The sequence below is a fragment of the Yersinia sp. 2553 StPb PI genome (assembly GCF_052217105.1).
Classification (GTDB): Bacteria; Pseudomonadota; Gammaproteobacteria; order Enterobacterales; family Enterobacteriaceae; genus Yersinia; species Yersinia enterocolitica_E.
Map to the genome: position 1 here is coordinate 2,407,629 of NZ_JAZGPX010000002.1, position 26,973 is coordinate 2,434,601.

Here is a 26,973-nt window from a genome sequence, read left to right on the forward strand (position 1 = left end):
AAGTTAAAATAACATCCATACTTTATCTGCCCTCAGTGTACCGGATTTTTCATCACCCCACAGAATAACTAAGCCGAACTGCGGTGGTCATCGCAACTGCAAATGACTACAATACCCCGCAACTAATGAGCCTTTGCGCCTGGCGAACACATGGATCACCGCACCGCGCGATGTGACATTTATGATGAATTTTTGATGGTAGATAAGCCATGACGAAAAAACTGCATATTAAAACCTGGGGCTGCCAGATGAATGAATATGATTCATCTAAAATGGCAGATTTGCTGGCCAGCACCCATGGCTACCAGTTGACTGAGATCCCGGAAGAAGCCGATTTACTGCTACTGAATACCTGTTCAATTCGCGAAAAAGCACAAGAAAAAGTATTCAGCCTGCTGGGCCATTGGAAGCTCCTGAAAGAAAAGAATCCCAATCTGATTATTGGTGTCGGTGGATGTGTAGCATCACAGGAAGGCGAACATCTGCGCCAACGCGCGCCCTGTGTTGATGTCATTTTCGGGCCGCAAACCCTGCATCGCCTGCCAGAAATGATTAACCACGTCCAAGGCACCCACAGTCCGGTGGTAGATATCAGCTTCCCTGAGATTGAAAAGTTTGATCGGCTGCCAGAGCCGCGTGCTGAAGGCCCGACCGCGTTCGTTTCTATCATGGAAGGATGCAATAAATATTGTACCTTCTGCGTGGTGCCTTACACTCGTGGCGAAGAGATCAGCCGCCCAAGTGACGATATTCTGTTTGAAATTGCACAGTTAGCGTCCCAAGGGGTGCGGGAAGTGAATCTGCTCGGCCAGAATGTCAATGCTTATCGCGGTGCCACCTATGACGGCGATATCTGTAGTTTTGCCGAGTTATTGCGGCTGGTTGCCGCCATTGACGGTATCGATCGCATTCGCTTTACCACCAGCCATCCGATTGAGTTTACCGACGATATCATCGATGTTTATCGCGATACGCCAGAACTGGTGAGTTTTCTGCATCTGCCAGTGCAAAGTGGTTCCGACCGAATTTTAACCATGATGAAACGCGCCCACACCGCACTGGAGTACAAAGCTATCATCCGCAAACTGCGGCAGGCGCGGCCAGATATCCAGATAAGTTCCGATTTTATTATCGGTTTCCCTGGTGAAACTCAGCAGGATTTTGCACAAACCATCAAGCTGGTCGCGGAGATTCATTTCGATACCAGTTACAGCTTTATTTACTCTCCACGCCCTGGCACACCCGCGGCAGAGCTACCAGACGATGTCAGTGAAGAGGAGAAAAAACAGCGACTGCATATTTTGCAACAGCGTATCACTCAGCAGGCCATGGAAATCAGCCGCGAGATGGTTGGTAGTGTGCAACGTATTCTGGTAGAAGGCCCCTCCCGCAAAAGTGCGATGGAGCTGGCCGGGCGTACCGAAAATAACCGGGTGGTGAATTTTGAAGGTACACCAGAGATGATTGGCAAATTCGTTGATGTCGAAATTGTAGACGTTTATGCCAGTTCACTGCGCGGTATTTTGCAGCGCACCGAAGACCAGGTGGCGCTACGGGTTCATGAATCGCCACAATCGGTCATTGCGCGGACCCGAAAAGAAAATGAAATTGGCGTGGGGCAGTATCAACCCTGACCATAGTTGTTCGAGTTGACTCGCATTAGCAGGCGCTGCATTGTCAGTGCCTGTTTTATTCTAGTGGGCTGCTGCGCAGATTCGGACTGTTTAAGTTGCACCTCCAGAGGGTCGCTACTTGAATAGAGCGTGAAAGCACGGATTGATAAGTAAACTTGCGTCAGCACCATGCACCATGAATAATTCTTAAATGACATGTATGATTGACGTTATATGCCCAAGGCCATTTCCAATACGAAAGGTATAATCGGGTATCAGACAAATAATATCCGTGAATGATATATCCAGAGGAACACAGTGACTCAGAGAAATAGTTTGCACGTAGTGACACAAGAAATCTTGCTAGAGCCCACCGACAATCAGCGTTTGTTGAGTCTGTGCGGCCCTTTTGATGACAACATCAAGCAGTTGGAGCGCCGGTTAGGTATTGAAATTAATCGCCGAGACAACCGTTTCAAGTTAGTCGGTAAGAATATCTGCGTTGTTGCAGCGGCAGATATCCTGCGCCATCTGTATGTTGACACCGCCCCCATTCGGGGTGTTACCCCAGAGATATCCCCAGAAGATATCCACCTTGCGGTGAAAGAGAGTCATGTATTGGAGCAAACGGCACAGAGCGTACCCGATTACGGAAAAGCCGTGAATATCCGTACCAAGCGCGGCATGGTTAAACCGCGTACCCCCAATCAGGCGCAATACATCGCCAATATTCTTGATCACGATATTACCTTTGGGATTGGTCCTGCCGGGACCGGTAAAACCTATCTGGCGGTAGCCGCGGCAGTTGATGCTCTGGAGCGCCAGAATGTGCGCCGTATCTTACTGACCCGCCCGGCCGTTGAAGCAGGCGAAAAATTGGGTTTCCTGCCCGGGGACCTGAGTCAGAAAGTCGATCCATACCTGCGCCCACTTTATGATGCACTGTTTGAAATGCTTGGCTTTGAGCGCGTTGAAAAATTGATCGAACGTAACGTGATTGAAGTGGCTCCGCTGGCATATATGCGGGGCCGGACACTCAATGATGCCTTTATCATTCTGGATGAGAGCCAGAACACCACCATCGAACAGATGAAGATGTTTCTCACCCGTATGGGCTTTAACTCCAAGGCAGTTATTACCGGTGATGTGACGCAAACCGACTTACCGCGCCACCAAAAATCTGGCTTAAGTCATGCCATTGAAGTGCTGTCTGAGGTAGAAGAGCTGAGCTTTAACTTCTTCCATAGCGAAGATGTGGTGCGTCACCCCGTGGTGGCCCGTGTGGTTATTGCCTATGAGGCCTGGGAAGCGGCGGAACAAAAACGCAAAGAGACTATTGCCGAACAACGTAAGCGGGAAAACCATACCCCGTCTGAGCAGGAGGCTCCGTGAGCCAAGTTATACTCGATTTACAAATTGCCTGCGCCGATAGCCAGGGTTTACCTGCCGAAGCTGACTTTCAGCGTTGGTTGGAGGCGGTATTACCGCAGTTTCAAGACGTAGCAGAAGTGACCATTCGGTTGGTTGATGAAGCTGAAAGCCATGAGCTGAATCTAACCTATCGCGGTAAAGATAAACCGACCAATGTCTTGTCTTTTCCTTTTGAGGCCCCACCTGAAATTGAACTGCCACTATTGGGTGATTTAATCATTTGCCGTCAGGTGGTTGAACAAGAAGCTATCGAGCAAGAAAAAGCACTATTAGCTCATTGGGCGCATATGGTTGTTCACGGCAGTCTCCATCTGCTAGGGTATGACCACATCGTGGACGATGAAGCAGAAGAAATGGAGTCAATCGAAACTGAAATTATGCAAAGTCTGGGTTATCCAGATCCGTATATTTCGGAGAAAGACCCCGAATAAACCCATCATATCGGGTGTTATAATGCCCTGTTAGTCGGGGAAAACTGTCGGCGGTGTGAGTCTACTGCTACCGATAAAATATAATCTTTACCCAACGTCATTGGAATTGCAGGTAGGCGGCAAGCAAACCTCGCTAGCCCCTACGGCATCAGATACAAGGGTATAACATGAGTAAACTTAACTAAAACGCCATGAGCGACGACCACTCACAAAACAACGATAGCCCCAGTCCCAAGAAAGGGTTCTTTACTCTTATCCTTAACCAGTTATTTCACGGTGAACCTAAAAACCGTGGTGATTTGGTAGAGCTTATCCGTGATTCTGAACAAAACGATCTGATCGATCCCGATACCCGTGACATGCTGGAAGGCGTGATGGATATTGCCGAGCAGCGCGTGCGGGACATCATGATCCCCCGTTCTCAAATGGTCACATTAAAGCGTAACCAAACGCTGGATGAGTGTTTGGATGTGATTATTGAATCTGCTCACTCCCGCTTTCCGGTGATTAGCGAAGATAAAGATCACATCGAAGGTATCCTGATGGCCAAGGATTTGTTGCCGTTTATGCGCACCGACTCCGAGCCATTCAGTATTGATAAAGTGTTACGGACGGCGGTTGTAGTGCCAGAAAGTAAGCGTGTCGATCGGATGCTGAAGGAGTTCCGTTCCCAGCGCTACCATATGGCTATTGTCATTGATGAGTTTGGTGGCGTGTCAGGGCTGGTGACCATTGAAGATATTCTTGAGCTGATCGTTGGCGAAATAGAAGATGAGTATGACGATGAAGAAGACAGAGATGTGCGTCAACTCAGCAAGCATACCTATACCATTCGTGCGCTGACGCAAATTGAAGATTTCAATGAAGTGTTCAATACCCATTTCAGCGACGATGAGGTTGACACCATTGGTGGCTTGGTAATGCAGGCATTTGGCCATTTACCTGCCCGGGGTGAAACCATTGAAATTGAAGGTTACTTATTTAAAGTTGCCATGGCGGATAGCCGACGTATCATTCAGGTTCATGTAAAAATCCCGGATGATGCTCCGCAACCCAAACTGGAAGAATAAATCCTTGATGCCTATTGCTTCATATCTTCAACGCCAGTGGGTTCGCGCCCTACTGGCGCTATTTTTTGGTGCCTGCGGTACGCTGGCCTATTCACCGTTTGATTACTGGCCCGCAGCCATTGTTTCACTGTTTGGCTTACTCAGCCTAACCCTGAACCGTAATACCCGGCAGTCCGCCTTTATTGGCTTTTGTTGGGGAATGGGGCTATTCGGTAGCGGTATTAACTGGGTCTATGTCAGTATTTCCGAGTTCGGCGGAATGCCAACGGCAATCAATATTTTCCTGGTGGTACTACTGGCGGCCTACCTATCGCTCTACACCCTGCTATTTGCCGGTGTGTTAGCGCGTCTCAGCCCAAAAGCGACATGGTGGCGGCTAGCGATTGCCGCCCCGGTTGTATGGCAACTGACGGAATTCTTGCGCGGCTGGGTGTTGACCGGCTTCCCGTGGCTGCAATTTGGCTACAGCCAGATTAATGGCCCGCTGCGTGGGATTGCCCCAATACTCGGGGTTGATGGCATCACCTTTGTACTGATGGCAATCAGTGGATTACTGGTCTACGCCTGCTATCAGCGCCGGGTGACTGCGGCAATAGTGGCGATGGCACTGTTATTGTTACCATGGCCACTGCGCCAAGTGCATTGGTTCACGCCAGAGCCGGAACGCGCTGTCAATATCGCCATGGTGCAAGGTAACATTGCTCAGTCCATGAAGTGGGACCCTAAAGTCCTGCTTTCGACCCTGCAAGTCTATCTGGATGAAACTCGCCCGTTTATGGGCAAAGCGCCGATCATCATCTGGCCGGAATCTGCCATTCCTGATATTGAAACCGATCAAACCGGCTTCCTGACAATGGTTGATGATCTGATGCGAGCCAATCATAGCAGCTTGATCACGGGGATTGTCGATGCCCAGCGTCGGCCTGAAGGTCAGGGGTATCATTTCTTTAATAGCGTCATCGTCTTAGGCGATAAAGAACCGTATCAATATCCGAGCCGAAACCGTTACAGCAAACACCATCTGGTCCCATTTGGTGAATTTGTGCCGCTAGAATCCTTACTGCGTCCGCTGGCACCGCTGTTTGACCTACCGATGTCAACGTTCAGCCGTGGCAGTTATGTGCAACCATCGCTCAAGGTGGCAGGATATAACCTGACTGCGGCTATTTGTTATGAAATCGTGTTAGGCCAGCAGGTACGGGATAATTTCAATCCTGATACCAATTTCCTGCTGACCGTCTCGAATGATGCCTGGTTCGGCCACTCAATTGGACCATGGCAACATTTCCAGATGGCACGGATGCGCGCGCTTGAATTGGGTCGCCCTCTGCTGCGCAGTACCAATAACGGTATCACTGCGGTGGTTGGCCCGAGCGGTGAAGTGCTCGCCCAGATCCCGCAATTTACCCAACAGGTGTTAGAGGCCAAAGTTACACCAACAACGGGCGTCACCCCCTATGCCCGTTTGGGTTCATGGCCGATGTGGATTATCACGCTGGTGCTTGGTGCCCTCACGCTGTACCGCGCGATCCGTAGTCGTTCTGATAACAAATAACATAATATGTGGGCATGTTATCTGCATGCCCGTTAATCTTGAGAGCCTTATGTCACTGAAGCATGAATTTATCCTCACCAGCGAAGCACAACTCAGCGAGCACTACGCCGCCCCCTTTGAAACCGTGTTGAAGAAACAGATAGATCACATTGATGATTATGCTAAAAAACTCATCGCGGCAGCCCCCTTCGCCGTACTGGGTACCCTCGGCGCCAATGGTATCGACTGCTCACCCAAAGGTGGGGAACCGGGTTTTATCCATGTACAGGACAGTAAAACCCTGATGCTACCAGACCGCCCGGGGAACAACCGCCTGGATGGTATCCGCAACCTGCTGCATAACCCCGCTATCGGTATCTTGTTCCTGATCCCCAACTGGGACGAAGGTTTTCGGGTGAATGGCCGGGCTAAGATTTCGGTCGATCCTGAACTGTGTGAGCGCTTTAGCCAAAATGGCCACCCCGCCCGCAGTGTGTTAGTGATCGAGGTAGATGAAGTGTTTATTCATTGTGGCCGCGCGATTACCTTTGCCAAGCTGTGGAGCCCAGAAAAACACGCCGCAAAAGAGACCATTCCGACAGCATTGGATGTGTTTAAGGCCCATGTGGCTATCAACAACCAGCAATTAGGCTAACTGGCAGTAAAGCCGCTGTTTGGCGGCTGATTAATACCCACAACTCCCCGTGGGTATTCTATAGCTCTCAATTGTAGAACTATTATCCTCATCTCTTCGCCGCGACTGGCACAGACCTTGCATTGTTTCTAACCATTATGTGTTAACTCTCTGCCAATGCCCGCCAATCTTTTAGCCGTTGTCGGGGATTACCGCAACAAGTAGGGAACACAGCGTTTCAAATGCGGGATCAGGATTATTTACACGCTCGTTTATAGGGCATAGCCCGCACCATAGAAGTGCATTGCTGTTTTATTGCCTCTATTTGGTGCGATTTGCGTCCCAAAAAACAAACATTTATTCATCATTCGCATAACATTTGGCTATTTTTTAAAGATAATCTGATACAAGTAACAGCGAAAACCACGTACTGGCCAACAAAACATCGGTGGTTGTACCGCTGAAACGAAACAAAACGATTTCTCGCCTGACGAGATTTAGCAACAACGTATTTTTAGCATCACAACATCAAGTAATAAAACAACAGCAAAGGAGTTGGACCATGCATATGCGTAAATTGGCGTTAGCGCTACTGTTAGCTGGGATGGCAAGTGGCGTAGCCCAAGCAGAAGAAGCGGCAGCACAACCCGCAGCGAAAGCTGAAGCCCAGGCTGATACTCTGAAAAAGATTAAAGACAGCGGCGTTATCGTAGTGGGTCACCGTGAATCTTCCGTTCCCTTCTCTTATTACGATAATCAGCAGAAAGTTGTTGGTTACGCACAAGATTATTCTAATCTGATCATTGATGCAGTTAAGAAAAAACTTAATGCTCCAGACTTACAGGTCAAACTGATCCCAATCACCTCACAGAATCGTATTCCACTACTGCAAAACGGCACCTTTGACTTTGAGTGTGGTTCCACCACCAATAATCTGGAGCGTCAGCAACAAGCGGCGTTCAGTAATACCATTTTTGTCGTCGGTACCCGTTTACTGACCAAAAAAGGGTCTGAAGTTAAAGATTTCAAAGATTTGGCCGGTAAAGCAGTGGTTGTAACTTCAGGTACGACATCTGAAGTCCTGCTGAATAAGCTAAATGAAAAAGACAAAATGGATATGCGCATCATCAGCGCCAAAGACCACGGTGACTCTTTCCGCACCTTGGAAAGTGGCCGCGCAGTGGCCTTTATGATGGATGATGCTCTGCTAGCCGGTGAGCGAGCCAAAGCCAAGAAACCAGACCAATGGGATATCGTCGGTACTCCGCAGTCTCAGGAAGCTTACGGCTGTATGTTGCGCAAAAATGATCCGGCCTTTAAAGCCTTATTGGATGAAACCATTGCCAGTGCACAAACTTCTGGTGTAGCTGAAAAATCATTCGATCGCTGGTTCAAAAACCCAATTCCACCTAAAAATCTTAACCTGAATTTCTCACTGTCTGATGAAATGAAGGCGCTGTTCAAAGCACCTAACGATAAAGCATTGAACTAACAATAATAAATCAGGGCGGGTGGTTACCTGCCCGATTCGATTGATGATGGGCCGATAGGAGATACCCAATAGATTTCAGAGTGCAGGAAGACGGCAAGCAAGAGACAAATTGGTTGTAAACCATTTTGAACAGCGCTTGCGCTGGCCCGTAGGGTGAGCCTCTGATGAGGTTCATAATCCTGATGAGCTTATACAAATAAGTGATTCAGGTGAACGAGGGCAGCCAACACATCTGCAATTTGAAAGATGCAGGGTAAAGACAGGATGCGGGGTGGCCGTTCCCCACTCCGCATTTTTTTGTGAGTCCTCAAGGTCGCTACGCATTAAATCATCAGTCATCAGGGTGGCTTATCCATCCTTTTAAGGGAGTTTGTTATGTCAATAGACTGGAACTGGGGCATCTTCTTGCAACCTGCCCCCTTCGGCAATACCACCTACCTCGGCTGGATCTGGTCCGGCTTTCAAGTCACCGTCGCTTTGTCACTGTGCGCCTGGGTGATCGCGTTCTTTGTCGGTTCACTGTTTGGTATTTTAAGAACCGTGCCCAATCGAATCCTGTCAGGGATTGGGACCTGCTACGTTGAGCTGTTTCGTAACGTACCCTTGATTGTGCAATTCTTTACCTGGTATCTGGTGGTACCTGAACTGTTGCCAGTTGATATTGGCATGTGGTTTAAAAGTGAACTTGACCCGAACATACAGTTCTTTCTTTCATCGATGCTTTGCCTTGGCTTATTTACCGCAGCACGTGTTTGTGAACAAGTCCGTGCCGGGATTCAGTCACTGCCTCGAGGCCAGAAAGCAGCGGGTTTGGCTATGGGGTTGACCCTGCCACAAACCTATCGCTATGTGTTACTGCCCAATGCTTATCGGGTGATCATTCCCCCGATGACCTCAGAAATGCTCAACCTGGTAAAAAACTCCGCCATTGCTTCAACAATCGGATTGGTCGATATGGCCGCTCAAGCCGGTAAATTGCTGGATTATTCAGCTCACGCCTATGAGTCCTTCACCGCCATCACTCTTGGTTATGTACTGATCAACGCCGTGATCATGCTGTTGATGCGATTAGTTGAAAAGAAAGTGCAGTTACCCGGCAATCTGGGGAGTAAATAATGTACGAATTTGATTGGAGTTCTATCGCCCCCAGCATGCCCTATCTGCTGCAAGGGTTAGTGGTCACCGCCAAGATAACCATTACCGCTATCGTATTTGGCATTATCTGGGGGACGGTTCTGGCAGTCATGCGCTTGTCGCCGATTAAAGCCATCAGTTGGTTTGCAACTGCCTATGTCAACGTGTTCCGCTCTATTCCGTTGGTGATGGTGCTGCTGTGGTTTTATTTGGTTGTCCCGAGCTTATTACAAAATGTGCTGGGCTTATCACCAAAAACTGATATTCGGTTAATCTCAGCCATGGTAGCCTTTTCGCTGTTTGAAGCGGCCTATTACTCAGAAATTATCCGCGCCGGGATCATGAGTATTTCCCGTGGGCAATCCTCTGCTGCGCTGGCATTGGGCATGACCCATGGGCAGTCAATGCGGCTGGTTATCCTGCCCCAGGCTTTCCGCGCAATGGTGCCGCTGCTGTTAACTCAGGGGATAGTGTTATTTCAGGATACTTCACTGGTGTATGTCCTTAGCCTGGCCGATTTCTTCCGCACCGCCACCACCATTGGCGAACGGGACGGTACTCAGGTCGAAATGGTGCTGTTTGCCGGTTTGGTTTATTTCGTTATCAGTATTGCCGCGTCGATGCTGGTTAACTATTTGAAGAAAAGGACTGTTTGATGATTTCCCTGAAAAATGTTTCTAAGTGGTACGGCCACTTTCAGGTGCTGGCTGACTGCACCACCGAAGTTAAAAAAGGTGAGGTTGTGGTGGTCTGTGGTCCTTCAGGCTCAGGCAAATCAACCTTAATCAAAACTGTTAATGGGCTGGAACCTATTCAAAAAGGCAGCATTACAGTTAATGGTATTGGTGTGAATGATAAAGGCACTAATCTGGCCCAACTGCGTTCCAAAGTGGGCATGGTGTTCCAACATTTCGAGCTGTTCCCACACCTGTCTATCATTGAAAATCTGACGCTGGCGCAAATCAAAGTACTCAAACGTGATAAAGCAGAAGCACGTGAAAAGGGGTTGAAACTGTTAGATCGCGTGGGCCTTTCTACCCATGCAGATAAATTTCCTTCTCAGTTATCGGGTGGCCAGCAGCAGCGCGTGGCAATTGCCCGCGCACTCTGCATGGACCCCATTGCCATGCTGTTTGATGAACCCACCTCCGCACTTGACCCGGAAATGATCAACGAAGTGTTGGATGTGATGGTCAAACTGGCATTGGAAGGGATGACCATGATGGTAGTTACCCACGAAATGGGCTTCGCCCGCAAAGTGGCTAACCGCGTTATTTTTATGGATGAAGGGAAAATCGTCGAAGACAGCAACAAAGATGATTTCTTTAATAATCCTAAATCAGATCGCGCCAAAGATTTCCTGGCAAAAATCCTGCATTAATCATATTGCCTCCCCTGCATCTGTAGGGGAGGAATTTGCGCCTGTTCTCTTTTTACGCCCTGCGTGATTGCTTATCCGTTTTTTTGTGCGCATCCTCTGGTTAACACTGTGACTAACAAGAGGAAAAGTGATGCCCCGCTCTATTATCATTGATTGCGACCCCGGCCATGACGATGCTATTGCATTGATTCTGGCGTTGGCCTCCCCCGAACTCAACGTAGCAGCGGTTACCACTTGTGCCGGTAACCAAACTCCCGACAAAACTTTGCGTAATGCCCTGCGCATTCTGACACTGCTCAAGCGTCAGGATATCCCGGTGGCAGGCGGCGCACTCAAACCATTACTGCGCGAATTGATTATTGCCGACAATGTTCACGGTGAAAGCGGGTTAGATGGCCCCTCATTACCGGATCCAGATTTTGCCCCGCAAACTGACAATGCGGTGGAGCTAATGGCGAGAATATTGCGTGCCAGCCCTCATCCGGTGACCCTTGTGGCTACAGGCCCATTGACTAACATTGCCTTGCTGCTGGCCGGTCATGGCGCTCTGACGGCCAAAATAGAGCGTATAGTCATCATGGGGGGGGCCGTGATGCTAGGAAACTGGACCGCCGCTGCTGAATTTAATATTTTTGTCGACCCTGAGGCCGCTGATCAGGTATTTAAATCAGGTATTCCGCTTACTATGGCCGGGTTGGATGTGACCCATCAGGCGCAAGTAATGGATGAAGATATCGATCGCATTCGTCAGTTGAATAATCCGGTCGCCGACGTGGTAGCAGGCTTACTGGACTTCTTCATGCTGTATCACCGCCAGGAACGCTGGGGTTTTCAAGGTGCCCCGCTACATGACCCTTGCACCATTGCCTGGTTATTGGCCCCCGAGTTATTCACTAGCATTGAACGCTGGGTCGGCATCGAAACGCGTGGTGAATACACCCAAGGCATGACGGTGGTCGATTATTACCAGCTCACAGATAATGTGCCTAATGCAGAAGTGTTGATGGGTATCGACAGGAAAGGATTTATTGATTTGCTGGTTGAACGGGTTGCCCGCTACAGCGAATAATCGAATGACACTCCGCCACTGCGGAGTGTCTCTTTTTAGCCCAAATTAATGTTAGGGCTGGAATGGCCGGCGGTTAAATTGGTCATGCCCACACTTAGGGCAGAGCGGCAACACTTCAGGGGTATAGAAAGCCAGGCGATGGTGGCACTTTTCACACACCAGATTCCCTAATCCAACCACCTCACCACTGTGATACACCCCATGGTGGCTGACATCTTTAAACACTTCACGCCACTCTAGCTGTGTTTTATCAGTGATATCCGCCAGCTCCTGCCACAGGCTCTCTTTAATCACCCGCATAAATACACTATCAGTGAATTCGTCCTTACTCTCTTCATAACTACGGGCAAACTCCTCCAGATCGCGGCGCACCGCCTGAATGATTTGCTCAACCTCACTCCGGCTCAACTCTTCTACTGCGTCTAACCGCTGCTCGGCGCTTTCCACCAGCTTATCGATATCACGTTCACCATTTTTCAAGCGTTCTGTCAGTGATGCCACCAACTCACGATAATATTGAGCTACCTTGTTCATACTGTCTCCTCGATCCGCGATTGTGGTACAGCAAAGGTTGTTACAAAGAAAATAGTGATAGAGCCAATCTCTCGCCTGCTTATGGTTGCCCCGCTGCTGTTGTCTGCTGGTACTTACTCTGATATTAAAGCTAACGTTTATTATTTTAGCCGTAAATGACTGAAGTCACGTCATCATAAGGTTGTTACTCCCCCACTTTGATGATTTCTGCCATTCACCGCGCAGAAAAACCGTTCTGCGGGATGCTGAGTGTTGTTGCGCCTGCCGCTTATCAGCTATGCTATGCGGATCTCTCTTTATGATATGAAACAGATGATGCTACAGGCGTAGCTGTTTTTCACTATAGGACCACTGGCCGCCATGCAAGAGCAATACCGCCCAGAAGATATCGAAACGCAAGTACAGCTTCACTGGCAAGAGAAGCAAACATTTAAAGTCACTGAAGATACCAGCAAAGAAAAATATTACTGCCTATCTATGCTGCCATACCCTTCAGGACGCCTACATATGGGGCACGTTCGTAACTACACCATTGGTGATGTTATCTCACGCTACCAACGTATGCTGGGCAAGAACGTCCTACAGCCGATTGGCTGGGATGCGTTTGGCCTGCCGGCAGAAGGTGCAGCAGTTAAAAATAACACCGCACCGGCCCCATGGACTTACGACAACATCGAATATATGAAGAACCAGTTGAAACTACTGGGCTTCGGTTACGACTGGGATCGCGAGATTGCCACCTGTAAACCTGACTATTACCGTTGGGAACAGTGGTTCTTCACCAAGTTGTATGAAAAAGGTATGGTCTACAAAAAGACCTCTGCGGTTAACTGGTGTCCACAAGATATGACCGTGTTAGCCAACGAACAGGTAATCGACGGCTGCTGTTGGCGTTGTGATACCAAAGTTGAACGCAAAGAGATCCCGCAGTGGTTTATTAAAATCACCGATTACGCTGATCAGTTGCTTAATGATCTCGACACGCTGGAAAGCTGGCCAGAGCAGGTGAAAACCATGCAACGCAACTGGATTGGCCGCTCCGAAGGGGTTGATATCGTTTTCGACGTGCAAGATAGCGAAGAAAAACTGTCAGTTTATACCACCCGCCCAGACACCTTTATGGGTGTGACCTATGTGGCGGTTGCTGCCGGTCACCCATTGTCACTGCAAGCAGCTGCCACCAACCCGGCGCTAGCTGATTTTGTGGCTGAATGTCGCAATACCAAAGTTGCCGAAGCTGAAATGGCAACGATGGAGAAAAAAGGCATGGCGACCGGCCTATACGCCATCCATCCACTGACAGGTGAGAAGCTGGCTATCTGGGCCGCTAACTTTGTCTTGATGGATTACGGTACCGGCGCGGTAATGGCGGTTCCAGGCCACGATGCCCGTGACTGGGAATTTGCCACCAAATACCACCTGCCAATCAAGCCAGTTATTTTAGCCGCTGACGGTAGCGAGCCTGATTTGAGTCAGGAAGCCATGACCGAAAAAGGCACCCTGTTCAACTCCGGCGAGTTCGATGGTCTGGATTATGAAGCGGGCTTTAATGCCATTGCTGACAAACTGGTGGCTCTCGGTGTTGGCCAGCGTAAAGTGAATTATCGCCTGCGCGATTGGGGTGTATCACGTCAGCGTTATTGGGGTGCGCCTATCCCAATGGTGACATTGGAAGATGGCACCGTCGTGCCAACACCAGAAGACCAACTGCCGGTTATCCTGCCAGAAGATGTTGTAATGGACGGTATTACCAGCCCGATCAAGGCTAATCCTGAGTGGGCGAAAACTACCGTTAACGGGATGCCGGGCCTGCGTGAAACTGATACTTTCGATACCTTTATGGAATCATCTTGGTATTACGCACGCTACACCTGCCCACAATTTGACGAGGGCATGCTGGACCCTGCCGCCGCCAACTACTGGCTGCCGGTTGATCAGTATGTAGGCGGTATTGAACACGCCATCATGCACCTGATGTATTTCCGTTTCTTCCACAAACTACTGCGTGATGCCGGTCTGGTGAACTCCGACGAACCAGCCAAACGTCTGTTGTGCCAAGGCATGGTATTGGCTGACGCCTTCTACTACACCGGTACCAGCGGTGAACGTATCTGGGTTTCACCGGCTGATGCTATTGTCGAGCGTGATGAGAAAGGGCGGATTGTTAAAGCGACCGACGCGCAAGGCCATGAACTGGTGTATGCCGGTATGAGCAAAATGTCGAAATCGAAAAACAACGGTATCGACCCGCAAGTTATGGTAGAAAAATACGGTGCCGATACTGTGCGCCTGTTTATGATGTTTGCATCGCCGGCAGAAATGACGTTGGAATGGCAGGAGTCTGGCGTTGAAGGGGCTAACCGCTTCTTAAAACGTGTCTGGCGTCTGGTGTTTGAAAGCACTGCCAAAGGTGCAACTGCGCCGCTGGATATTGCCAGCCTGACGGAAGAGCAAAAATCACTGCGTCGTGATCTGCACAAAACGATTGCCAAAGTCACTGATGACGTGGGCCGCCGTCAAACCTTCAACACCGCCATCGCTGCGGTGATGGAGTTGATGAACAAGCTGGGCCGTGCACCTCAGGAAACTGAGCAAGATCGTGCTCTGCTGCAAGAAGCATTACTGGCAGTGGTACGTATGCTTTATCCATTCACCCCGCACGTTTGCTTCAGTTTGTGGCAAGCTCTGGGTGGTGAAGGTGATATCGATACCGCACCATGGCCAATTGCTGATGAACAGGCGATGGTCGAAGACTCTAAATTAGTAGTCGTACAGGTTAATGGTAAAGTGCGTGGCAGAATTACTGTGCCTGCCGATGCCACTGAACAGCAAGTTCGCGAACGCGCTGGTCAAGAGCACCTGGTGGCTAAATACCTGGATGGGGTTACTGTGCGTAAAGTAATCTACGTCCCTGGCAAACTGCTTAACCTGGTTGTAGGTTAAGACAAGGAGGAGTTGTGCGACATCGTATTCTGACATTGTTGCTGGGGTTAGCGGTGCTGGTCACCGCTGGCTGTGGCTTTAATCTGCGAGGCACCACTCAGGTGCCACCTGAACTGCAAAAACTGTTGCTGAAAAGTAGTGACCCTTATGGCCCGTTAACCCGAGCTGTACGTCAACAGTTGCGTTTAAGCAATGTCACCATTGTTGATGACCCGATGCGTAAAGACTTACCCGCCTTGCGGATCCTTGGTTCATCAGAAAATCAGGATACCGTGTCAATCTTCCGCAATGGGGTAACGGCGGAGTATCAGTTAGTGTTGCATGTGCAGGCGCAGGTATTGATACCGGGCCATGATATTTACCCATTACGGGTTAATATCTTCCGCACATTCTTCGATAACCCGTTAACAGCGCTCGCCAAAGATGCTGAAGCTCAGGTTCTCCGTCAGGAAATGCGTGAACAAGCCGCTCAGCAGTTAGTACGTCAGCTTCTGACCGTACATGCTGCAGAAGTCAAAAATGCGCAAGAAAATGGTGACAAGCCGGTTGGCAATAATACAGCAACAGGCGCCGCCAAGATGGCAGAAACTAAAGAAATCAATATTGGCAAACCCGCAGTCAGTACCCCGGCCCAATGATCCGAGTCTATCCTGAACAACTTGTCGCGCAGCTCCATGAGGGGCTGCGCGCTTGCTATCTGTTATGCGGCAATGAGCCATTGCTGTTACAAGAAAGTCAGGACCACATTCGTCGGGTAGCAATAGAGCATGATTTCACCGAACATTTCAGTTTTGCGCTGGATACTCATACCGAGTGGGACAATATCTTTAGTCTTTGTCAGGCACTCAGTCTATTTGCCAGCCGCCAGACATTGACGCTGAGCTTCCCTGACAGTGGTTTAACGGCACCAATGAACGAACAATTGGTTAAGTTATCGGGCCTGTTACATTCAGATATTTTATTGATTTTGCGCGCAAATAAACTAACCAAAGCACAAGAAAACAGTGCCTGGTTTAAAGCACTCGGTAGCAATAGCGTATTTGTCAGTTGCCAAACGCCGGAGCAGGCACAACTGCCACGTTGGGTCAGTACACGGGCTAAAAGCCTGAATCTGGAGGTCGATGACCCCGCCATTCAACTGCTTTGTTACTGCTACGAAGGCAATCTGCTGGCGCTATCACAAGCTTTGGAACGGTTATCGTTGCTCTACCCTGACGGTAAACTGACGCTGCCTAAAGTTGAGCAAGCGGTCAACGATGCTGCGCATTTCACCCCTTACCACTGGCTCGATGCCCTAATAGCTGGGAAGAGCAAACGCGCCTGGCATATCCTGCAACAATTGCAGCAGGAAGAGAGTGAACCGGTTATTTTGCTGCGCACCTTACAGCGAGAACTGCTCTTGCTGCTAACGTTGAAGCGCTGCATGGATCAGGTGCCACTGCGTACGCTATTTGATCAGTTAAAAGTGTGGCAAAATCGCCGGCCCATGATGACGCAGGCTCTGCAACGCCTTTCGCTGCCACAATTGCAACAAGCCGTTCATTTGCTGGCACAGATAGAAGTTCGCTTGAAACAGGATTATGGTCAGTCAATCTGGCCTGAATTAGAAACGCTATCTATGCTGATGTGTGGCAAAATATTACCTGAGAGCTTTTTTGATGCCCAATAAATCCCCGACTCGCGCCCTACATGCCCTGTTCGGCGGTACCTTTGACCCCATTCATTACGGCCACTTGACGCCGGTTGAAGCATTGGCTCAACAAGTGGGTCTGCAACATATTATTTTATTACCCAATAATGTCCCACCTCACCGCCCACAACCCGAGGCCAATGCACAGCAACGGCTGAAAATGGTGGAACTGGCGGTAGCCGGTAACCCGCTGTTCAGCGTCGACTCGCGGGAGTTATTACGCGATACCCCCTCATTCACCATTGATACCCTGGAATCACTGCGTAAAGAACGTGGTGCTGAACTGCCGTTAGCGTTTATCATTGGGCAGGATTCATTATTATCGCTGCATAAATGGCATCGCTGGCAATCGATATTGGATGTGTGCCATTTGCTGGTTTGCGCCCGCCCTGGTTACTCACAAACGCTGGAAACACCTGAGTTACAACAATGGCTTGATGAGCGACGGGTCTTGGATCCGCAAGCATTAAACCTGCAACCACAAGGGTTAATCTATCTGGCTGATACACCTTTATTGAATATTTCAGCTACCGATATTCGTCATCGGCGTCATAATGGTGAGAGCTGCGATGACCTGCTGCCGCGTGCTGTCCAGCGATATATTGAGTTACAAGGTTTATATCGCGGTTGAGGAACTGAGGGTTTATATCGCGACGCATTCACCCATGTTATACTCCGCCGCTAAATTTCAGGTATTCGCTGAAAAACCGTTACATTCTAACTGTTCATACCGGTAACTGTTCGTGGGAACTCCTGCAAACAATACGGAAGAACGTTAATACCCAAAGAACTTGACGTTGCAGGTAGCCAGCCAGCGCACGAATCCCGATAAGCTTACATGAGTAAGTGATTCGGGTGAGAAAGTGCAGCTAACACCCCAGCAACTTCAAGGACGAAGGGTATGGACAGAAATCACCCGAGGGGGAACCTTTGCAAGGTAAAGCGCTCCAAGAATTTGTTATCGACAAGCTCGATGACTTGAAAGGCCAGGACATTATCACTTTGGATGTTCAGGGTAAGTCCAGCATCACTGATTACATGATCATCTGTACCGGGACTTCTACCCGCCATGTTATGGCGCTGGCAGACAATCTGGTGCAGGAATCCCGTGTGGCAGGCATGATACCGCTGGGCGTAGAAGGCCAGGGTGTGTCTGACTGGGTTGTTGTGGATTTAGGCGAAATCATTGTGCATGTCATGCAAGAAGAAAGCCGCCGTCTGTATGAACTGGAAAAACTCTGGAGCTAAGCGGTGAAACTGCAACTGGTGGCTGTCGGCACCAAAATGCCAGACTGGGTGCAGACAGGTTTCATGGATTACCTGCGCCGCTTTCCCAAAGATATGCCCTTCGAGCTGGTAGAAATACCGGCCGGTAAGCGGGGCAAAAATGCGGATATTAAACGCATTTTGGAAAAAGAAGGCGAACTGATGCTGGCGGCGGTTGGCAAGAATAACCGCATTGTCACGCTGGATATCCCAGGCACTCCCTGGGAAACTCCACAATTGGCTCAGCAATTAGAACGCTGGAAGCAGGACGGCCGTGATGTCAGTCTGCTGATTGGCGGGCCGGAGGGATTAGCCCCAGCCTGTAAAGCTGCCGCAGAGCAGAGCTGGTCGCTCTCTGTGCTTACGCTACCCCATCCTTTAGTGCGTGTTTTAGTGGCTGAAAGCCTCTATCGCGCCTGGAGTATTACGACCAATCACCCTTATCATCGGGAATAAGCGGCGATGAACCTGAGTAAAGTGATGGCTTTGAGTAACGTGTTGGTTTTGGACAAGATGAAGTAGCTGCGGGATGAAAAAAGAACCTAACCCTTTTCGCGACTATTCAGCTGAATCAGCCTTGTTTGTCCGCCGCGCCCTTGTGGCTTTCCTCGGTATCCTGCTGCTAAGCGGAATATTGACTGTAAACTTGTACAATTTGCAGATAGTGCGTTTCGAAGACTATCGCACCCGTTCCAATGAAAACCGCATTAAGCTGGTCCCTATCGCTCCTAGCCGCGGTATGATATTTGATCGCAACGGCACCCCGTTGGCGATGAACCGGACCATTTATCAATTAGAATTGATGCCGGAAAAAATCGAAGACCTCCCCGCGACACTCAATGCACTACGCCCGATAGTGGATCTGACGGATGAGGATATCGCTAATTTTGAAAAAGAGCGTAAGCGCTCACGCCGCTTTACCTCCATTGCCGTTAAGACCCCCCTTACCGAGGTGCAGGTCGCCCGTTTCGCCGTTAACCAATTCCGCTTCCCCGGTATTGAAGTCAAAGGCTATCAACGCCGTTTCTATCCCTATGGTTCGGCCCTGACTCACGTTATCGGTTATGTATCGAAAATTAACGATAAAGATGTCGAACGGTTGGATAAAGAAGGCATTCTGGCTAACTATGCCGCAACCCACGATATCGGCAAACTGGGTATTGAGCGCTATTATGAATCCGTATTACACGGCAAAACCGGTTATGAAGAAGTTGAAGTCAATAACCGTGGCCGGGTGATCCGCCAGCTACATGAGCAGCCGCCGCAGGCCGGTAAAGATATTTACCTGACGCTTGATTTACATCTGCAAACCTATATTGAAAAACTGCTGAGTGGCAGCCGCGCCGCAGTGGTGGTCACGGACCCACGCACCGGCGCTATCTTAGCCTTGGTATCGAACCCAAGTTATGACCCGAACCTATTTGTCGATGGGATCTCCAGCAAAGATTATCAGGGGTTGTTGAACGATCCTGACCGCCCGCTGATTAACCGTGCCACCCAGGGTGTCTACCCCCCTGCGTCTACAGTAAAACCCTATATTGCCGTTTCCGCCCTGAGTGCCGGGGTTATCACCAAAAATACCAGCTTGTTTGACCCTGGCTGGTGGCAACTGCCTGGCTCAGAAAAACGCTTTCGCGACTGGAAAAAATGGGGTCATGGTCGGTTGAATGTCACCAAGGCGCTGGAAGAGTCGGCGGATACCTTCTTCTATCAGGTTTCCTATGACATGGGGATTGATCGTTTGTCCTCATGGATGAGTAAATTCGGCTACGGTGAATATACTGGTATCGATCTATCCGAAGAGCGCGCGGGCCTGATGCCGACCCGTGAGTGGAAACAAAAACGCCACAAAAAACCGTGGTACCAAGGGGATACCATTCCGGTGGGTATCGGCCAAGGGTATTGGACCGCCACCCCAATCCAGATGGCAAAAGCGTTAATGACGCTGATTAATGATGGCGCGGTTAAAACGCCACATCTGCTACAAAGCACCCGGATTAATGGAGAGTTAGTCCCCTATCAACAAGAAGATCGCACGCAAATTGGTGATATACATTCCGGTTATTGGGAAATTGCTAAAGATGGCATGTATGGTGTAGCCAACCGTCCGAACGGAACGGGGCGTAAGTTTTTTGAAGGTACACCTTATAAAGCAGCGGCAAAATCCGGTACCGCCCAAGTGTATAGCTATGAAACCTATAATGCCCATAAAGTGGCAGAACACTTACGCGACCATAAATTGATGGTTGCGTTTGCGCCCTACGAAAATCCAACGGTATCTGTCGCCATGATTTTAGAAAATGGGGGTGCCGGGCCTGCGGTGGGGACCATTACTCGCCAAATTCTCGACCACATTTTGTTGGGTGATAACAATACTGAATTACCGGATGCGGCCCCTCTGCCTCCAGGTGTTGAAGCAGATTAATTGAAGTGGACTAAGGTAACTCATGACTGATAATCAACAAAAAGGCTCTTTGTGGTACAAAATGCACATCGATCTGCCGTTTTTGATTTGCATCCTGGCGCTGTTGGCTTATAGCGCCTTTGTGATGTGGAGCGCCAGCGGGCAAGATATCGGCATGATGGAACGCAAAGTTGGCCAAATCGCGATGGGCCTGATTGTCATGCTGGTTATGGCGCAGATACCGCCGCGCGTCTATGAAAACTGGGCACCCTACCTCTATTTCGTGTGCGTAATTTTGTTGGTATTGGTTGATGCCTTTGGCCAAATAAGTAAAGGTGCACAGCGCTGGCTGGACTTGGGTTTTATCCGCTTTCAACCTTCTGAAATTGCTAAAATTGCGGTTCCGCTGATGGTGGCTCGCTTTATGAACCGTGACGTCTGTCCGCCCTCATTGAAAAACACCGGTATTGCGCTAATTTTAATCTTTATGCCCACCTTATTAGTAGCCGCTCAGCCCGATTTGGGTACCTCTATCCTGATTGCGGCCTCTGGCCTGTTCGTACTGTTTCTCTCCGGTATGAGTTGGCGTTTAATCGCTATTGCCGCCGTATTGGTCGCTGCATTTATCCCGATATTGTGGTTCTTCCTGATGCACGGCTATCAGCGCGACCGCGTGATGATGCTGCTGGACCCGGAAAGTGATCCGCTCGGCGCCGGTTATCATATTATCCAATCAAAAATCGCCATCGGCTCAGGTGGCTTATCAGGGAAAGGCTGGCTACACGGAACTCAGTCACAACTGGAGTTTTTACCGGAACGCCATACTGATTTTATCTTTGCCGTACTGGCAGAGGAGCTAGGTTTAATTGGCGTGCTGGTACTATTAGCGCTTTATCTCTGTCTCATTATGCGTGGTTTGGTGATTGCCGCCCACGCACAAACCACCTTCGGCCGAGTGATGGTAGGAGGATTAATGCTGATACTATTTGTATATGTGTTTGTTAACATAGGTATGGTCAGTGGAATTTTACCTGTGGTTGGCGTACCTTTGCCTTTGGTCAGCTATGGAGGCTCGGCACTGATAGTTCTGATGGCCGGGTTTGGTATCGTGATGTCGATACATACTCATCGCAAAATGTTATCGAAGAATTTATAGAGGTGAGCAATGCGTAAGGAATGGCTTTGGATAGGCATCGCAGGCGTGCTGTTATCAGCATGTACCAGTCAGCCTCCGGCACCCCAGCAACAGGTGCAACAGACGTACAACGGCCCGGTTGAAGAGATTGGCGGGGCAGAACCGCGCTATGAACCCTTTAATCCTAATTTTAATCAGGATTATAAAGCCAATGGCCAGTCTTACAGCATTATTAAAGATCCACAAAACTTCACTCAGGTGGGTCTTGCCGCTTGGTATGGCGAAGAAGCTAACGGCAATACAACCGCCACTGGCGAAACGTTCGATCCTAATGCATTGACCGCCGCCCACCCTACTTTGCCCATTCCAAGTTATGTGCGCGTCACCAATGTCAGTAATGGCCGCCAGATTGTGGTGCGCGTGAATGACCGTGGCCCGTATACCCCTGGGCGAGTAATTGATTTATCCAAAGCGGCCGCTGATCGCCTGAATATTTCGAATAATACCAAAGTGAAAATTGATTTTATCAATGTCGCACCTGATGGCTCGCTGTCAGGCCCAGGTATGGTCGGTACCACCATTGCCAAGCAAAGTTATGCCTTACCAAGCCGCCCGGACTTGACCTCCAGCGGGATGGGGACGCCAGTGCAACAGGATGCGCCCGCAGTAAGTGCGCCAGTGCGCCCTATCGCTAACAGTAATTTGTCTGGTGCGGATGCCACTCAACCGGTCGCGCCACAAAGTAGCGGCTTCCTGAGGGCATCGACTCCGGTACCGGCTGGCGTGTTGGAAAGCTCAGAACCTGCCGTGGATTCTGTATCCACTCTGGGTGCAGGGCCGGTGACACCACCGGTTGTTGCCAACCCCGGTCCCGTGACCTCATCAGTAGCAACAACAGGTGCTGCGACCTCTGGTGGTTATGTGGTTCAGGTCGGTGCGTTGAGTGATGCTCAACGGGCGCAAACTTGGCAGCAAAGCCTGAGCCAACGTTTTGGGGTCCCGGGTAAAGTAGACACCAATGGTAGCGTGCATCGTGTCCAACTTGGGCCATTCAGTAGCCGCCAACAAGCCGTAGAACTGCAACAGCGCCTATCGAGCGAAGCTCAGCAGCAATCATTTGTGGTCGCGGCGCCTTAAAACATACATACCTTGTAGCAATTTAAGGTCTGTCAGATAAAAATAACCGTAACCCCTTGTGCAAACAGGATGTTACGGTGAAACCAATAAACGCCACACAGGTGTATAGCCAAATTTATTGGCGTTGCAGCAAGGCCGCAAATGAATGCATCCCGATGAACATGTGATTCGGATGAGTGAGTGCCGCTAACGCCGCTACAACGTTAAGTAAGTGAGGGTATGGTATAGTGTGGCACTTTCTTAACTTACTCCCACGGATGTTGTTGTCCTGATCATGAAATATGTAACTACTTCTCGCATTATCAAGAGCCTGGCGCTCAGCACTGTTATTGTTATGAGCACAGCGTCTGCTGCAAACGCTGATGACGTCAATCTGAAAACCATGATCCCCGGCGTGCCACAGATCGACTCAGAAGCGTATGTGCTGATTGATTACAACTCCGGCAAAGTATTGGCAGAAATGAATGCTGATGCGCGTCGTAATCCGGCCAGCTTGACCAAAATGATGACCAGTTATGTTATCGGCCAAGCAATCAAAGCAGGCAAAATCGGGCCAGAAGATATGGTTACCGTGGGGAAAGATGCCTGGGCAACCGGCAATCCAGAATTCAAAGGCTCTTCGTTGATGTTTTTGAAACCCGGTGACCGTGTACCGGTTTCTAAACTGACTCGGGGTATCAATCTGCAATCCGGTAATGACGCCTGTGTCGCGATGGCTGATTATGTTGCTGGCAGCCAGGACTCATTCGTCAACCTGATGAACAACTACGTTAAAGCACTGGGCCTGCAAAATACCCAGTTCAAAACAGTTCACGGTTTAGATGCTGAAGGCCAGTACAGCTCTGCGCGCGATATGGCGCTGATTGGTCAAGCACTGATTCGCGATGTACCGGATGAGTATGCCATTTACAAAGAGAAAGAATTCACCTTCAACAATATCCGTCAGATGAACCGTAACGGTTTACTGTGGGATACCAGTTTGAATGTTGATGGTATTAAAACCGGTCATACCGATGCTGCTGGCTACAATCTGGTGGCCTCCGCTACCGATGGTCAAATGCGTTTGATCTCAGCCGTGCTGGGCGGTCACACCTATAAAGGCCGTGAAACCGAGAGTAAAAAATTACTGACCTGGGGCTTCCGTTTCTTTGAAACTGTCGCACCATTGAAAGTGGGTAAAGAGTTTGCGTCAGAGCCAGTCTGGTTCGGCGACAGTGACCGAGTGCAGTTGGGTGTTGATAAAGACGTCTACCTGACTATTCCACGTGGCCGTATGAAAGACCTGAAAGCCAGCTATGTACTGAATACCCCAGAGATTCATGCGCCACTGGCGAAGAATCAGGTTGTTGGCATGATTAACTTCCAGTTAGATGGCAAAACTATCGATCAGCGCCCATTAGTGGTGATGAATGAAGTTAAAGAAGGCGGATTCTTTAGTCGCATGGTGGACTACATCAAACTGATGTTCCACCGCTGGTTCGGTTAGTTGGCGGGCTTGAAAATCAGCAGACTATCCCCATATTATAAATAATCTGAAACTCCCGCCCCGGCGGGAGTTATAATTTTAAGGTCGGATAATTCTTTCTTTATCCTAGCACCTATCCGGCAGTAATCTGTCCGTCAACACCCCAGGAGCGCACATGAAAACTAAACTGAACGAACTGCTTGAGTTCCCTTGTTCTTTTACCTACAAGGTAATGGGCATTGCAGAACCACAGTTGGTAAACCAGGTGGTAGAAGTGGTACAGCGCCATGCTCCGGGTGATTATACCCCGCAGGTAAAACCGAGCAGCAAAGGCAACTTTCACTCCGTCTCCATCACCATTACAGCCACCCATATTGATCAAGTGGAAATCCTGTATAAAGAGCTGGCCGACCTTGAACTGGTGCGAATGGTACTGTAGTTAAGACCATATAGTTAGGACCATCGAGTTAAGTCCATATTGCCTACGAGCAAGATACCTAATTTGTACCAAGCCCGCCTTATTATGGCCCGGAGCGGTTATTCACGCTCTGGGCCTTATTTTGCCTTTTAACCCCATGGTTGAACCGCAAACCTGCTTTTTTAAATGTCAAAATAGTAGCCCCACATCGCTGGGCTGGTATACTGACGCCACCATTTCTGTAACCAGATGATGCCTCGCTTGCAACAACACAAGATCATTTTACGTCAGCTAGGGCTACAACCCTATGCCCCCGTATCTCAAGCTATGCATAATTTCACTGAGTTCCGTACTGACGCCACTCCAGATGAAATCTGGCTGGTTGAGCATCAGCACGTTTTCACTCAAGGTCAGGCGGGAAAAGCCGAACATGTGCTGATGCCCGGTGATATTCCGGTTATCCAAAGTGATAGAGGCGGTCAGGTCACCTATCATGGCCCCGGCCAGCAAGTCATGTATGTCATGATTGACCTCAAGCGTGCCAAAATTGGCGTGCGGCAATTGGTTACCGCGATTGAGAATACCGTGATTCAGACATTGGCTCATTTTGCTATTGACTCACAAGCCCGCCCAGATGCCCCCGGTGTCTATGTCGGCCAGCAGAAAATATGCTCGTTGGGATTACGCATCCGTAGAGGTTGCTCGTTTCACGGGCTGGCCTTGAATATCGATATGGACCTGGAGCCGTTCCAACGCATAAACCCATGCGGTTATGCTGGCATGCAAATGACCCAAGTCAGTGCCTTAAAAACAGGGACAACTGTTGCTGATATCCAGCCAATCTTGGTGCGCGAATTTACCCGCCAATTGGGCTATCCGCAAGCGGAACAGCAGCCATGGTCACTGGCAGACTATTTATCATCTGACGTATCCTAAGTTAGCCAATTGAAATCGTGAATGCCCTGACTCTTTTAAGATAGCCCACGTAATTGGGGGCTGAATAGGATAGGGTAATGATGATATAATTTTTAAACAATTTTCAAAAAATTTTTAACGCAAGCCATATCACGTTGAATTTAATGAAAAATATCAAATTGAGAGATTCAGAACTGGAACCTGCACGATTATGAGTAAACCGATTCAGATGGAACGTGGCGTAAAATACCGCGACGCAGATAAAATGGCGTTAATCCCGATTAAAACCGTGGTTACCGAACGTCAGGAACTGTTACGTAAACCCGAATGGATGAAAATCAAGCTACCCGCTGACTCCAGCCGCATTCAGGGTATCAAGGCAGCAATGCGTAAAAACGGTCTGCACTCGGTTTGCGAAGAGGCATCCTGCCCTAACTTGTCAGAGTGCTTCAACCACGGAACGGCGACCTTTATGATCCTCGGCGCAATTTGTACCCGCCGCTGCCCATTCTGTGACGTTGCCCATGGTCGTCCGGTTACACCTGATGCCAATGAGCCAGAAAAGCTGGCTCAAACAATCAAAGATATGGGATTGCGCTATGTGGTTATCACCTCGGTTGACCGTGATGACTTACGCGATGGTGGCGCTCAACATTTTGCAGATTGTATCGCAGCCATTCGAGCCAAAAATCCGACCATAAAAATTGAAACATTGGTGCCTGACTTCCGTGGCCGTATGGATCGCGCGTTAGATATTTTGACTGTCACCCCACCGGATGTGTTTAACCATAATCTGGAAAACGTACCACGGGTGTATCGCCAAGTGCGACCTGGGGCTAACTATGAGTGGTCGCTTAAATTACTTGAGCGCTTTAAAGAGGCTCATCCTGATATTCCGACTAAATCAGGTTTGATGGTTGGCTTGGGGGAAACCAATGCTGAAATCGTTGAGGTTATGCATGATCTGCGCCGCCATGGAGTAACCATGCTGACTCTAGGGCAATATTTGCAACCAAGCCGCCACCATTTACCCGTGCAGCGCTACGTCAGCCCGGCTGAGTTTGACGAAATGAAAGCAGAAGCTATGGCAATGGGCTTTACCCACGCTGCTTGTGGCCCGTTTGTTCGCTCTTCTTATCATGCCGATCTGCAAGCAAAAGGGTTGGAAGTAAAATAAATAAATTGGCCTGATGAGACTTTCAGGCCAATTTTATGAAATATTTAGTTACACCTTAAATGCCAGACAAGCAAAAACGGATTTCCACTGGAGATCCGTT

25 protein-coding genes are annotated in these 26,973 nt (G+C 49.3%); 24 read left to right on the forward strand and 1 reads right to left on the reverse strand.

Annotated features, from left to right (window positions below; translation table 11 throughout):
- Positions 1-209 precede the first annotated feature (209 nt).
- The 11 genes from miaB to rihA all read left to right on the forward strand — a co-directional run bounded on the left by miaB (position 210) and on the right by rihA (position 11,789).
- Positions 210-1,634, forward strand: coding sequence for a tRNA (N6-isopentenyl adenosine(37)-C2)-methylthiotransferase MiaB (gene miaB / locus V2A84_RS12600; protein ID WP_442848881.1), 1,425 nt, complete (start codon positions 210-212; stop codon positions 1,632-1,634).
- Between the two features lie 297 nt (positions 1,635-1,931).
- On the forward strand, positions 1,932-3,005 hold the full coding sequence (locus tag V2A84_RS12605; protein WP_193784699.1) for a PhoH family protein: 1,074 nt from the start codon (positions 1,932-1,934) through the stop codon (positions 3,003-3,005).
- Positions 3,002-3,475, forward strand: coding sequence for an rRNA maturation RNase YbeY (gene ybeY / locus V2A84_RS12610; protein ID WP_083159651.1), 474 nt, complete (start codon positions 3,002-3,004; stop codon positions 3,473-3,475). The genes V2A84_RS12605 and ybeY overlap by 4 nt, the downstream gene beginning before the upstream one ends.
- Positions 3,476-3,666: 191 nt before the next feature.
- Positions 3,667-4,545 (forward strand): CNNM family magnesium/cobalt transport protein CorC, encoded by an 879-nt coding sequence (gene corC / locus V2A84_RS12615; protein ID WP_083159653.1) that lies wholly within the window; start codon positions 3,667-3,669, stop codon positions 4,543-4,545.
- 7 nt (positions 4,546-4,552) lie between these two features.
- Complete coding sequence (lnt, locus tag V2A84_RS12620) at positions 4,553-6,100, forward strand: apolipoprotein N-acyltransferase (protein WP_083159655.1); 1,548 nt, start codon at positions 4,553-4,555, stop codon at positions 6,098-6,100.
- 49 nt (positions 6,101-6,149) lie between these two features.
- Positions 6,150-6,734, forward strand: a complete 585-nt coding sequence (locus tag V2A84_RS12625; RefSeq protein ID WP_083159657.1) for an MSMEG_1061 family FMN-dependent PPOX-type flavoprotein — start codon at positions 6,150-6,152, stop codon at positions 6,732-6,734.
- Positions 6,735-7,275: 541 nt separating this feature from the next.
- Positions 7,276-8,205: an amino acid ABC transporter substrate-binding protein gene (locus V2A84_RS12630; RefSeq protein ID WP_083159659.1), complete on the forward strand. Its 930-nt coding sequence runs from the start codon at positions 7,276-7,278 to the stop codon at positions 8,203-8,205.
- A 375-nt stretch (positions 8,206-8,580) separates the two neighbouring features.
- Positions 8,581-9,321, forward strand: coding sequence for an amino acid ABC transporter permease (locus V2A84_RS12635; protein ID WP_005182751.1), 741 nt, complete (start codon positions 8,581-8,583; stop codon positions 9,319-9,321).
- Positions 9,321-9,995, forward strand: coding sequence for a glutamate/aspartate ABC transporter permease GltK (gene gltK / locus V2A84_RS12640; protein ID WP_032905734.1), 675 nt, complete (start codon positions 9,321-9,323; stop codon positions 9,993-9,995). Before V2A84_RS12635 ends, gltK begins: the two co-directional genes overlap by 1 nt.
- Entirely contained in the window at positions 9,995-10,720 is a 726-nt protein-coding gene (locus V2A84_RS12645; RefSeq protein WP_025377565.1) for an amino acid ABC transporter ATP-binding protein, read from the forward strand. Before gltK ends, V2A84_RS12645 begins: the two co-directional genes overlap by 1 nt.
- A 130-nt stretch (positions 10,721-10,850) precedes the next feature.
- Positions 10,851-11,789 carry a pyrimidine-specific ribonucleoside hydrolase RihA gene (gene rihA, locus V2A84_RS12650; RefSeq protein WP_442848882.1) on the forward strand — a complete coding sequence of 313 codons (939 nt, stop codon included), beginning with the start codon at positions 10,851-10,853 and terminating at the stop codon, positions 11,787-11,789.
- Between the two features lie 51 nt (positions 11,790-11,840).
- Here rihA and V2A84_RS12655 read toward each other — a convergent pair whose 3' ends face one another.
- On the reverse strand, positions 11,841-12,323 hold the full coding sequence (locus V2A84_RS12655) for a zinc ribbon-containing protein (RefSeq protein WP_083159663.1): 483 nt from the start codon (positions 12,321-12,323) through the stop codon (positions 11,841-11,843).
- Between the two features lie 360 nt (positions 12,324-12,683).
- Between V2A84_RS12655 and leuS the strand changes: the two genes are divergently transcribed.
- The 13 genes from leuS to lipA all read left to right on the forward strand — a co-directional run bounded on the left by leuS (position 12,684) and on the right by lipA (position 26,873).
- Positions 12,684-15,266 (forward strand): leucine--tRNA ligase, encoded by a 2,583-nt coding sequence (gene leuS / locus V2A84_RS12660; protein ID WP_083159665.1) that lies wholly within the window; start codon positions 12,684-12,686, stop codon positions 15,264-15,266.
- A gap of 14 nt (positions 15,267-15,280) precedes the next feature.
- A complete protein-coding gene (gene lptE / locus V2A84_RS12665) occupies positions 15,281-15,904 on the forward strand; it encodes an LPS assembly lipoprotein LptE (RefSeq protein WP_442848883.1) in 624 nt (207 codons plus the stop codon).
- Positions 15,901-16,935: a DNA polymerase III subunit delta gene (gene holA / locus V2A84_RS12670; protein WP_083159669.1), complete on the forward strand. Its 1,035-nt coding sequence runs from the start codon at positions 15,901-15,903 to the stop codon at positions 16,933-16,935. Before lptE ends, holA begins: the two co-directional genes overlap by 4 nt.
- Positions 16,925-17,587, forward strand: coding sequence for a nicotinate-nucleotide adenylyltransferase (gene nadD, locus V2A84_RS12675; protein WP_083159671.1), 663 nt, complete (start codon positions 16,925-16,927; stop codon positions 17,585-17,587). Before holA ends, nadD begins: the two co-directional genes overlap by 11 nt.
- A gap of 299 nt (positions 17,588-17,886) precedes the next feature.
- Positions 17,887-18,204 (forward strand): ribosome silencing factor, encoded by a 318-nt coding sequence (gene rsfS / locus V2A84_RS12680; protein ID WP_083159674.1) that lies wholly within the window; start codon positions 17,887-17,889, stop codon positions 18,202-18,204.
- Between the two features lie 3 nt (positions 18,205-18,207).
- Positions 18,208-18,678: a 23S rRNA (pseudouridine(1915)-N(3))-methyltransferase RlmH gene (gene rlmH, locus V2A84_RS12685; protein WP_083159676.1), complete on the forward strand. Its 471-nt coding sequence runs from the start codon at positions 18,208-18,210 to the stop codon at positions 18,676-18,678.
- A gap of 73 nt (positions 18,679-18,751) precedes the next feature.
- Positions 18,752-20,647 (forward strand): peptidoglycan DD-transpeptidase MrdA, encoded by a 1,896-nt coding sequence (mrdA, locus tag V2A84_RS12690; protein ID WP_083159678.1) that lies wholly within the window; start codon positions 18,752-18,754, stop codon positions 20,645-20,647.
- A gap of 22 nt (positions 20,648-20,669) precedes the next feature.
- Positions 20,670-21,782 carry a peptidoglycan glycosyltransferase MrdB gene (gene mrdB, locus V2A84_RS12695; RefSeq protein WP_005182719.1) on the forward strand — a complete coding sequence of 371 codons (1,113 nt, stop codon included), beginning with the start codon at positions 20,670-20,672 and terminating at the stop codon, positions 21,780-21,782.
- A gap of 9 nt (positions 21,783-21,791) precedes the next feature.
- Positions 21,792-22,898 (forward strand): endolytic peptidoglycan transglycosylase RlpA, encoded by a 1,107-nt coding sequence (gene rlpA / locus V2A84_RS12700; RefSeq protein WP_083159680.1) that lies wholly within the window; start codon positions 21,792-21,794, stop codon positions 22,896-22,898.
- Between the two features lie 274 nt (positions 22,899-23,172).
- A complete protein-coding gene (gene dacA, locus V2A84_RS12705; RefSeq protein ID WP_083159682.1) occupies positions 23,173-24,384 on the forward strand; it encodes a D-alanyl-D-alanine carboxypeptidase DacA in 1,212 nt (403 codons plus the stop codon).
- A 154-nt stretch (positions 24,385-24,538) separates the two neighbouring features.
- Positions 24,539-24,802, forward strand: coding sequence for a DUF493 family protein YbeD (gene ybeD / locus V2A84_RS12710; RefSeq protein ID WP_032905731.1), 264 nt, complete (start codon positions 24,539-24,541; stop codon positions 24,800-24,802).
- Positions 24,803-25,030: 228 nt separating this feature from the next.
- Positions 25,031-25,717, forward strand: a complete 687-nt coding sequence (gene lipB / locus V2A84_RS12715) for a lipoyl(octanoyl) transferase LipB (RefSeq protein ID WP_083159684.1) — start codon at positions 25,031-25,033, stop codon at positions 25,715-25,717.
- A gap of 190 nt (positions 25,718-25,907) precedes the next feature.
- On the forward strand, positions 25,908-26,873 hold the full coding sequence (gene lipA, locus V2A84_RS12720) for a lipoyl synthase (protein WP_083159686.1): 966 nt from the start codon (positions 25,908-25,910) through the stop codon (positions 26,871-26,873).
- Positions 26,874-26,973: the final 100 nt, after the last annotated feature.

Excerpts from the sequence above, each read along its gene's own strand:
- miaB (WP_442848881.1), top strand. The coding sequence starts at position 210 with ATGACGAAAAAACTGCATATTAAAACCTGGGGCTGCCAGATGAATGAA.
- corC (WP_083159653.1), top strand. The coding sequence starts at position 3,667 with ATGAGCGACGACCACTCACAAAACAACGATAGCCCCAGTCCCAAGAAA.
- lnt (WP_083159655.1), top strand. The coding sequence starts at position 4,553 with ATGCCTATTGCTTCATATCTTCAACGCCAGTGGGTTCGCGCCCTACTG.
- V2A84_RS12625 (WP_083159657.1), top strand. The coding sequence starts at position 6,150 with ATGTCACTGAAGCATGAATTTATCCTCACCAGCGAAGCACAACTCAGC.
- V2A84_RS12630 (WP_083159659.1), top strand. The coding sequence starts at position 7,276 with ATGCATATGCGTAAATTGGCGTTAGCGCTACTGTTAGCTGGGATGGCA.
- V2A84_RS12635 (WP_005182751.1), top strand. The coding sequence starts at position 8,581 with ATGTCAATAGACTGGAACTGGGGCATCTTCTTGCAACCTGCCCCCTTC.
- gltK (WP_032905734.1), top strand. The coding sequence starts at position 9,321 with ATGTACGAATTTGATTGGAGTTCTATCGCCCCCAGCATGCCCTATCTG.
- V2A84_RS12645 (WP_025377565.1), top strand. The coding sequence starts at position 9,995 with ATGATTTCCCTGAAAAATGTTTCTAAGTGGTACGGCCACTTTCAGGTG.
- rihA (WP_442848882.1), top strand. The coding sequence starts at position 10,851 with ATGCCCCGCTCTATTATCATTGATTGCGACCCCGGCCATGACGATGCT.
- V2A84_RS12655 (WP_083159663.1), bottom strand. The coding sequence starts at position 12,323 with ATGAACAAGGTAGCTCAATATTATCGTGAGTTGGTGGCATCACTGACA.
- leuS (WP_083159665.1), top strand. The coding sequence starts at position 12,684 with ATGCAAGAGCAATACCGCCCAGAAGATATCGAAACGCAAGTACAGCTT.
- holA (WP_083159669.1), top strand. The coding sequence starts at position 15,901 with ATGATCCGAGTCTATCCTGAACAACTTGTCGCGCAGCTCCATGAGGGG.
- nadD (WP_083159671.1), top strand. The coding sequence starts at position 16,925 with ATGCCCAATAAATCCCCGACTCGCGCCCTACATGCCCTGTTCGGCGGT.
- mrdA (WP_083159678.1), top strand. The coding sequence starts at position 18,752 with ATGAAAAAAGAACCTAACCCTTTTCGCGACTATTCAGCTGAATCAGCC.
- mrdB (WP_005182719.1), top strand. The coding sequence starts at position 20,670 with ATGACTGATAATCAACAAAAAGGCTCTTTGTGGTACAAAATGCACATC.
- rlpA (WP_083159680.1), top strand. The coding sequence starts at position 21,792 with ATGCGTAAGGAATGGCTTTGGATAGGCATCGCAGGCGTGCTGTTATCA.
- dacA (WP_083159682.1), top strand. The coding sequence starts at position 23,173 with ATGAAATATGTAACTACTTCTCGCATTATCAAGAGCCTGGCGCTCAGC.
- ybeD (WP_032905731.1), top strand. The coding sequence starts at position 24,539 with ATGAAAACTAAACTGAACGAACTGCTTGAGTTCCCTTGTTCTTTTACC.
- lipB (WP_083159684.1), top strand. The coding sequence starts at position 25,031 with ATGATGCCTCGCTTGCAACAACACAAGATCATTTTACGTCAGCTAGGG.
- lipA (WP_083159686.1), top strand. The coding sequence starts at position 25,908 with ATGAGTAAACCGATTCAGATGGAACGTGGCGTAAAATACCGCGACGCA.